Origin of the sequence: Kribbella hippodromi, assembly GCF_039531045.1 — a bacterium.
In the GTDB taxonomy this organism is placed as follows: Bacteria; Actinomycetota; Actinomycetes; order Propionibacteriales; family Kribbellaceae; genus Kribbella; species Kribbella hippodromi.
The window spans coordinates 41,878-49,921 of the sequence record NZ_BAAAPH010000039.1 but is presented as its reverse complement, the minus strand read 5'-3'; the positions used below and the strand labels follow the sequence as shown (position 1 = coordinate 49,921).

The 8,044-nt window shown below is 66.7% G+C and carries 8 protein-coding genes; all 8 read right to left on the bottom strand.

Annotated features, from left to right (window positions below):
- Nucleotides 1–257 precede the first annotated feature (257 nt).
- The 8 genes from ABD260_RS36460 to fes all read right to left on the bottom strand — a co-directional run bounded on the left by ABD260_RS36460 (nt 258) and on the right by fes (nt 8,038).
- Nucleotides 258–578, bottom strand: a complete 321-nt coding sequence (locus tag ABD260_RS36460) for a hypothetical protein (protein WP_344241383.1) — start codon at nt 576–578, stop codon at nt 258–260.
- A gap of 12 nt (nt 579–590) precedes the next feature.
- Nucleotides 591–797 carry an MbtH family protein gene (locus ABD260_RS36455; protein ID WP_344241381.1) on the bottom strand — a complete coding sequence of 69 codons (207 nt, stop codon included), beginning with the start codon at nt 795–797 and terminating at the stop codon, nt 591–593.
- 33 nt (nt 798–830) lie between these two features.
- The gene (gene leuD, locus ABD260_RS36450; RefSeq protein WP_344241379.1) at nt 831–1,442 is read right to left on the bottom strand and encodes a 3-isopropylmalate dehydratase small subunit; all 612 of its coding nucleotides are present in this window, start codon (nt 1,440–1,442) and stop codon (nt 831–833) included.
- Complete coding sequence (gene leuC / locus ABD260_RS36445) at nt 1,439–2,875, bottom strand: 3-isopropylmalate dehydratase large subunit (protein WP_344241377.1); 1,437 nt, start codon at nt 2,873–2,875, stop codon at nt 1,439–1,441. The genes leuD and leuC overlap by 4 nt, the downstream gene beginning before the upstream one ends.
- Nucleotides 2,862–4,211, bottom strand: coding sequence for a hypothetical protein (locus tag ABD260_RS36440; RefSeq protein ID WP_344241375.1), 1,350 nt, complete (start codon nt 4,209–4,211; stop codon nt 2,862–2,864). The genes leuC and ABD260_RS36440 overlap by 14 nt, the downstream gene beginning before the upstream one ends.
- On the bottom strand, nt 4,198–5,520 hold the full coding sequence (locus ABD260_RS36435; RefSeq protein WP_344241373.1) for a pyridoxal phosphate-dependent aminotransferase: 1,323 nt from the start codon (nt 5,518–5,520) through the stop codon (nt 4,198–4,200). Before ABD260_RS36435 ends, ABD260_RS36440 begins: the two co-directional genes overlap by 14 nt.
- Before the next feature lie 122 nt (nt 5,521–5,642).
- Nucleotides 5,643–6,782: a 3-isopropylmalate dehydrogenase gene (leuB, locus tag ABD260_RS36430; RefSeq protein WP_344241371.1), complete on the bottom strand. Its 1,140-nt coding sequence runs from the start codon at nt 6,780–6,782 to the stop codon at nt 5,643–5,645.
- Entirely contained in the window at nt 6,779–8,038 is a 1,260-nt protein-coding gene (gene fes, locus ABD260_RS36425; RefSeq protein WP_344241369.1) for an enterochelin esterase, read from the bottom strand. The genes leuB and fes overlap by 4 nt, the downstream gene beginning before the upstream one ends.
- Between the last annotated feature and the right edge of the window lie 6 nt (nt 8,039–8,044).

Sequence of the window (8,044 nt, the reverse complement as noted above, 5' to 3'; positions counted from 1 at the left end):
GGCAGTGTGGGGTGAGGCGGGGTGCGCGTAGAGGCAGTGTGGGGTGAGGGGCTGCGCGCAGGGGCAGTGTGGGGTGAGGCGGGGTGCGTAGAGGCAGTGTGGGGTGAGGGGCCGCGCGTAGAGGCAGCGCGGCGGGTAGAGGCGGCGTGGGGTGTGGCGGGGCGCGTAGAGGCAGTGTGGGGTGAGGGGGCGCGTGTAGGGGGAGGGGCCGCGGCCGGGGCTGCTGAGAGGGAGTCCCGGCCGCGGCGGTTGGGGGGTCAGTCGGCGGGGGTTAGGTGGCCGGTGCCGGTGAGGGTGGTGAGGTCTATGTCGGCTATGCAGCGGACGGGCTGGAAGTTGAGGGTCAGGGTGCCCTCGACGTGGACGTTGCCGGTCGCGGTGGTGAAGTCGGCGGTGCCGAGGTCGGTGGCGTCGTCGACGCGGACGCCGAGATCGGTGCCGCCACGGGTACCGGTGAACTTGAGGAACACGTACTTGAGTTCGGTCAGCCGGTGATGGAATTCCTCGACCGACGGCGAGGGTCCGCCGACGACGATGTCCTGTCCTTCGACGCTGAGGCGTTCGACGAGACGGTCCATGAGAGTGTCCTCCTAGGCGGTGTGGGTGCCGTCCATCTGGACGCGAAGGCTGCGTGGGCGCATGTCCGTCCAGACCTCGTTCACGTACGCGAGGCAGTCGTCCTTCGAGCCGCTCACCCCGGTTTCCTTCCAGCCCGCCGGTACGGTCAGGTAGTCGGGCCAGAGCGAGTACTGCTCCTCGTCGTTGACGAGAACCTTCTTCACCTCGGTGTCGTCCATTGCCTCATCTCCATTTGTCGGATTGCACAAGAATCAGGAAAACAGCCACGGCGCTTCGGCCCGGCGCCGTTCCTCGTACGCGAGCACGTCGCCGCGATGTGACAACGACCAGTCGACGTTGTCGAGCCCGGCCAGCAACGACCGTTTCTTGAACGCGTCGATGCCAAAGGCAAACGTATTTCCGAAGCCGTCCGCCACCGTCTGCCCGGGCAGATCCACGAACCACCGCGCACCGGGAACATCTAGCGACTTGACCAGTACGTCGATCTCGGCAGACTCCAGCGTGATCGGCAAAATCCCGCTGTTGAAGCAGTTGTTGTGAAAGATGTCCGCGAACCCGGGCGCGACGATGCAGCGGAAGCCGTACTCGTTCAACGCCCACGGCGCATGCTCCCGCGACGACCCGCAGCCGAAATTGTCGCCGCTCACCAAAATGCTGGCGCCCTGATACCGAGCCTGATTCAGCACAAACTCAGGATCGGGTGTCGCGCCGTCCGGCAAATACCGCCAGTTCCCGAACAGCCCGGCCGCGAACCCGGTTCGCCGGATCGATTTCAGGTACCGCGCCGGAATGATGTCGTCGGTGTTGACGTTTGCCCGCGGCAACGGTGCGACCAGCCCGTCATGCGTACTGAATTGTTTCACCGGATCTCCTTCCACCACAGCTGCCGCGCGTCGGCGAAGTGCCCGGCGACCGCGGTCGCCGCCGCGGTCGCCGGGCTGACCAGATGAGTCCGGCCGCCGCGTCCCTGGCGGCCCTCGAAGTTCCGGTTGCTGGTCGACGCGCACCGCTCGCCGGCCGACAGCCGGTCGCCGTTCATCGCGATGCACATGCTGCAGCCGGCCGCCCGCCACTCGAACCCGGCGTCGCGGAAGATGTCGGCCAGCCCTTCGTCCTCGGCCTGCCGGCGGACGTTCATCGAGCCCGGTACGACGATCGCGCGCAGCCCGTCCGCGACCCGCCGACCCTTGACCTGCCCGGCCGCGGTCCGCAGGTCCTCGAGCCGCGAGTTCGTGCACGACCCGATGAACACCGTGTCCACCGGAATGTCCTGAATCCGCTGCCCGGCGGTCAGCCCCATGTACTCGAGCGCCTGCCGCACCCCCGCACGCGCCTCCGGATCCCGAATCACCTCCGGATCGGGTACGGTCCCGGTCACGCCCGTGACCATGCCCGGGTTCGTACCCCAGGTGACCTGCGGCGCAAGGTCCGCCAAGTCCAGTCGGTGTACGACGTCGTACACCGCCCCGGGATCGGCAGCCAGCTCCCGCCACTGCGCCGCGGCCCGCTCGAACAGCTCGCCCGCGGGAGCGAACCGCCGGCCGCGGACGTACTCGATGGTGTGCTCGTCCGGTGCCACCATGCCGGCCCGGGCACCGGCCTCGATCGCCATGTTGCACAGCGTCATCCGGCCCTCGATCGACAGCGCCTCCACGGCAGACCCGGTGAACTCGATGACGTGATTCGTCCCCGCGTCCGTACCGAGCCGGCCGATCAGGGCCAGCGCGATGTCCTTGGCGGACACCCCGTCGGCGAGCCGTCCCTCGATGCGGATGTTCATCGTGCGCGGTTTGTGCTGCAGCAGGCACTGGGTGGCGAGCACATGCTCCACCTCGCTGGTCCCGATGCCGATCGCGAAGATCCCCAGCGCACCGTGCGTGGAGGTGTGCGAGTCCCCACACACCAACGTTGTCCCCGGCAACGAAAGCCCCAGCTCGGGACCGATCACGTGCACGATGCCCTGGTCCTCATGATCCATGTCCAGCAACGTCACGCCGAAGTCGCGCGCGTTCTCGGCCATCGTCTCGATGCAGAGCACGCTCGGCTGGTCGACCACGTCCATCAACCGGCGCCCGGGCAGCGTCGGTACGTTGTGGTCGACGACCGCGACCACGGTTTCCGGCCGGTGCACCGGTAGTTCGCGGACGCGGAGCCCGGCGAAGGCCTGGGGCGAGGTGGCCTCGTGGGTGAGGTGCCGATCGATGTACAGCATCGGGATCTCGCCGGGTACGTCCCGGACCAGGTGGGTGTCCCAGATCTTGTCGAACATCGTCCGCGGCCGGTCACTGGACTTCATGAATCGCCTTCCCTTCGCGGTAGCAGGCTTCCAGGTCGGCGGGGGTGAGTTCCCGGCCGAGTTCGTTGGCGCGGGCAAGGACCCGCTCGATCAGCACCGGCGTCAGCTCGCGCGGGTCGCGGCCGCTGTTCAGGTACGCGAGCTTGACCGTGCTGTGCCCGCTCCACGGACTGACGCCGACCGACTGGACGCCGCCGATCGTGGCCGGGTCGACCGCCGAGTACACCGTGCGGGCCATCTCCCGAAGCTTCGTTTCGAGGACGAAGTCCTGGTCCGCGCGGGCGTTGTCGGCCAGACCGTGCGCCTTGAGGATCGCGTCCGCGTGGATCCCGGACGAGGTGTGGCTGTACCGGCGGCCGAGGACGCCGTGCTCGGGCGTGGGTACGCCGACCATGTCCTGGTAGAACGAGATCAGTTCGAGCAGCCGGTCCAGCTTCCACGGCACCGGCAGGCCGGCCTCTTGCTGGATCGCCGCCAAATTCAGCACGACCTCTTCGAGCGCCGCATTGCCGGAGCGTTCACCGACACCGCGGGACACCACATGGACGCGGTCGATCCCGGCGGAGATCGCGGCCATCGCGTTTGCCAGTGCGTTGCCGGTGTCACGATGCCCGTGCCAGTCGAGTCGCACTTCTGGCGTACCCATCGCCGCCAGCTCTTCCCGGACGAACGACACCAGCCGGTACGTCCCGAGCGGCCGGATGACGCCGATCGTGTCGGCGAGCGCGATGCAGTACGCCCCGGCGGCGACCTGTGCGTTCAGGATCGCCCGCACTTCCTCGGGACACGTCTGGGTGGTGTGCTCGGTGCCGGCGATCACCGGAATACCCAGTTCGGTCGTACGGCGGATGTACGTACCGAGCTTGTCCAGTACGAAACCGATGCCCCACCCTTGCGCGAGCCGACGGGACGGAGCGGTGCCCATGAACACCAGCGACTCCAGCGCCGGGTGGATCTGCCGGCATTCGGCGGTCCACTTCAGCGAGTCGTCGGTGCACAGTGACAGCACTGTCGGCACGATTGACGGGACCTCATCGCGCATCCGGGCCAGTAGTTCCTTCATCGCGGAGTCGAGCGAGTCCGCGTTGCCCGGGTAGATGCCGACTGTCGCCTGGCGGATGCCGAAGTCGTCCAGCAGATGCAGATATCGCACCATCAGCTCGGTCGACGGGTACCGGGGGACGCCCTGCAGGCCGTCGCGCAGGCACTCGGACAGCAGCACCGTCCGGGCGACCGCTTCGGGTGGTGGTTCGGCGGCGATCGCGGCCGGCATCGGGGCGATCGGGTTCTCGTCGCTGTTCCAGTTGAAGTTCGTGGGTACGTCAATGCAGGTCATGTCCAGCCTCACAATGCGTCCGTGGGTGGCTCCCGTCGAAGCTGATCGGCGAGATCCCGACCGAGAAGCGGATGTAGTCGTCCGAGTAGCCGAAAGTCGAGCCCGGGATGCCGGCGATGCCGGTCTTCTCGAGCACCTCGAAACAATCGGCTCCGGGTCTGAGCCGGCTCCAGTTGTAGATGGTCGCGTCGTCGTCGAGGTAGATGTGGTCGAACAGTCCGTGCTCCGCGTCGTACTGCCGCAACTGCTCGCGCAGGCTGGTCCGGCGGAGCCGGTAGAAGGCCCGGATCTTCGGAATCAGTCCGGGATCACGGCGGAACAGCGTGTGGTACGCCATGTAGCGCAGCTGCCAGTCACCGGGCAGGGAGCCGACGCTGTTCGTCCAGCTCGCACCCATTGCGGCGGCGAACGCGGTGTCGCCGAATGCCACCCAGCCGAACCGCTCGCCGGTCAAGGTGTGCGTCTTGGAGAAGCTCCCGACGCAGATCAGGTACGGCGTGAGGTCGGTGTCCGCGGTGAGGCGGCGCATGCGCTCCCGGTCGTCGTCCGGTGGGCCGGTGCCTACGTACGCGAGGTCCGCTAGTAGGTAGACCTGTGCCTTGCTGAGGACGGACTGCAGTTCGGAGAGCTCGTCCGGGGTGTACGCGAAGGTGGTGGGGTTGTTGGTGATGGTGAGATAGACGACTGTGATGTCGGGGTTGGTGGCGAGTTCTTGCTCGAGTAGGTCGGCGGTGAGTTTGAAGTTGTTTTCGGGGGCGGTGCGGACTGGGTGCAGGCGGTAGCCGTACGCGGTGGCTTGCAGCTCGGGCATGTTGAACCCGGGGGTGGCGAACAGGATGGCGCCGGGGGTTTTGTGGTGGGCGAGGCCGCGGAGGACCTTGTCGATGCAGTCGGTTGCGCCCAGTCCGAGGGCGATGTTCGCGGCGGAGAGCGTGAAGCCCCAGGGGCGGAGGTCGTCGGCCAGCCAGTCGCGGAGGATGGGGTTGCCGATGCCGTGGATGTCGTAGATGCGGGGGTCGTAGCCGGCGGCAAGTAGTTCGCGTTCGGCGGTGGTCATGCGGTCGCGGAGCCAGCGGTAGACGCCGCCGGTGGCGACGTAGCCGTTCAGGTTTTCGCCGGGCAGGGCGATGCCGAGTTCGTCGGCGAGCATCCGGTAGTCACCGGGCCCGCCCTCGGGGCCTTCGCATTCGGTGACCAGGCGGAGGTTGACGTCGCCGATCGTCCGGTCGACGATCTCCAGCCGCGCCGCCGCCGGGTCGAACCGCCGCGCCGCACACTCCCGCCGAAGCTCCTGAACAACCCGAGCCATCACCCGAATAGGCGGCTCCACCCCAACACCAGAACTACCTGTCCGATGGCGTTGCAGCAGTTCAGTGCGGGCTTGCCGGACTATCCGGCGCTGTTCCTCCAGGCCGGCAGTTGAGTCGCCGGTTACCATCGCCGCCACCGCTGGTTCTGCTGGTCCGTGATCGCCAGTTGCTCCCGCACCCGCAGACCAAGCTCAGCGGTCCCAACCGCAGTCCCCCCGTCGTACGCGATGTCCTCGGTCCGGAACCCGTCCGCAAGCACCGCCTCGACAGCCGCCTCCACCGCCGCCGCCTCGGATGCCAACCCAAGCGAATGCCGCAACAACATCGCCGCCGACAAGATCGCCCCGATCGGATTGGCACGATCCTGCCGCGCGATGTCCGGCGCCGACCCGTGCACCGGCTCGTACAACCCGAACACCCCACCAGGCGTCCGCCGCGAACCAAGACTGGCCGACGGCAACATCCCGATCGACCCGGCAAGCATCGACGCCTCATCGGTCAGGATGTCGCCGAACAGATTCTCCGTGACGATCACATCGAACTCAGCCGGGTTCCGGATCAACCGCATCGCACAGGTGTCCACCAGCAGGTGCTCCCAGCTCACCTCAGGATGCTCCCGCCCGACCCGCTCAACTACCCGTCGCCACAGCACCGACGAACTGAGCACGTTCGCCTTGTCCACCGACGTGACATGCCGCCGCCGCGCACCCGCGAGCTCAAACGCACTACGGACAACGCGTTCGATCTCATCCTCGGTGTACAACAGCGTGTCGATCGCTTCGATCCGATCACCACGCCGCCGGATCTCACTCGGCTTCCCCGGCACCGTCTCCAGATGCCCGTAGTACAACCCGGCCGACAACTCGCGTACGAACAGCAAGTCCGTGCCCTTGAGGTACTCAGGCTTCAACGGCGAAGCGTCGACCAACGCCCCGAACGGACGCACCGGCCGCAAGTTCGCGAACAGCTCGAATGAGGTACGCAACCGGAACAGCGCCTGCTCCGGCCGCGGACCGTCCCCGACCTGCGCAACGCCACCAACCGCCCCGAACAGGATCGCGTCAGCCTGTGCACAGCCGGCGAGCGTGTCCTCCGAGATGGCCGTGCCGTACGCCTCGATCGCATCCATCCCGACCAGCCCGGTCCGGATCATGAAGCGATGCCCGTACAGTTCGGCAACCATTTCCAGTACCTCGACCGCCTGATCCGTGACCTCCGGACCGGTGCCGTCGCCGGCCAGCACCATGATCACCGCGTTCATCGGGCCGCCACCTTCGCGTGGAAGGACAGCAGCCGGTCGACGAGCGAGCCGCGCCAGCAGATCAGGTCATGGCCGCCCATGTATTCGGAGTAGTCGATCTCGTACCCCTTCTCCAGCAGTACGTCCCGCATCGCCCGGTGCGTACCCATCGGGTCGTACTCACCGATCGGCCCTTCCAGGCTGCCGATCTCCATCGAGAACCGGATCGGCAGCTTCGGGCTGCTCCGGTACTGCTCGGTCAGCCACTGGTCCTCGAGCTCACTGTTCTTCCCCGGCCACCAGAACGACCCGGATTGCGAGATCACGTTGCCGAAGAGGTCCGGCGACCGGTACGCGACGTACGCGGCGGCCAGTCCACCGAAGCACGATCCGCCGACGACCGTACGCGCTGGATCGGTGGTGACGTTGTAGTTCCGGCGCAGCCACGGCATCAGCTCGTCCCGGAGGAAGTCGTGGAACGGCGAATGACAGGGCAGCTCCCGCGCTCGAACCTGTTGATCCAGATTGCTGTGCATCACCAGCACATACGGAGGGATCCGGCCGGTGTACTGCAGGTTGTCCAGCACCGTCGTGACCGCGGCGAAGTTGTAGTACGCCCAACCGTCGAACAGCAGGAAGATGTTGTAGTCATCGCCGTTCGGGGTGTACCCAGCCGGTACGTGCACGCTGACGTGATGCTGCGTACCCAAAGCGGCGCTGTCCATTGTGTGCAACTGGCTCTTGCCCATCGGTACGCCGCGTCGCGCGATGTTCCACGGCTGCGCCGGTGCGTCAGGCAGTTCGAGTACGGACACCACGTACTTGTTCTGCTCGTTCCCGAAGATCGGGTAGTCGCGCCGGTTCAACGGATCGGGCTGGTACAACGGCAACCGCTCCAGCACCTCCGCGTACGACGTGTACGGCTTGAGCGAATCGTTCACCGACAGCAGGTAGGTCGTCCGCAGATCGGATGGCAGCAGGTACGACACGTACCAGAGGTCGGTGCCCTCGACCTGCTTCATCGTGTACCGGCTGAGATCGCCCTCGCTCGGTGCGCTGTACAGCACGACGAGGACGTTCTCGGTGTCGCCGGGATCGCGCCAGACGAAGGTGACGAGCGTCTGCCCCTCCTCGCCGAGCTGTTCCATCAGCGGCGACCCGGCGGTGTCCAGGTCCCGCCAGAACTCGTCCAGCGCCGTCAGGTCACCGGTACGGGCCGCGTCCGTGACCTTGGCGATCCGCGGACTCAGCAAAGATGTCTCAGGTACGAACTTCATCGCGGC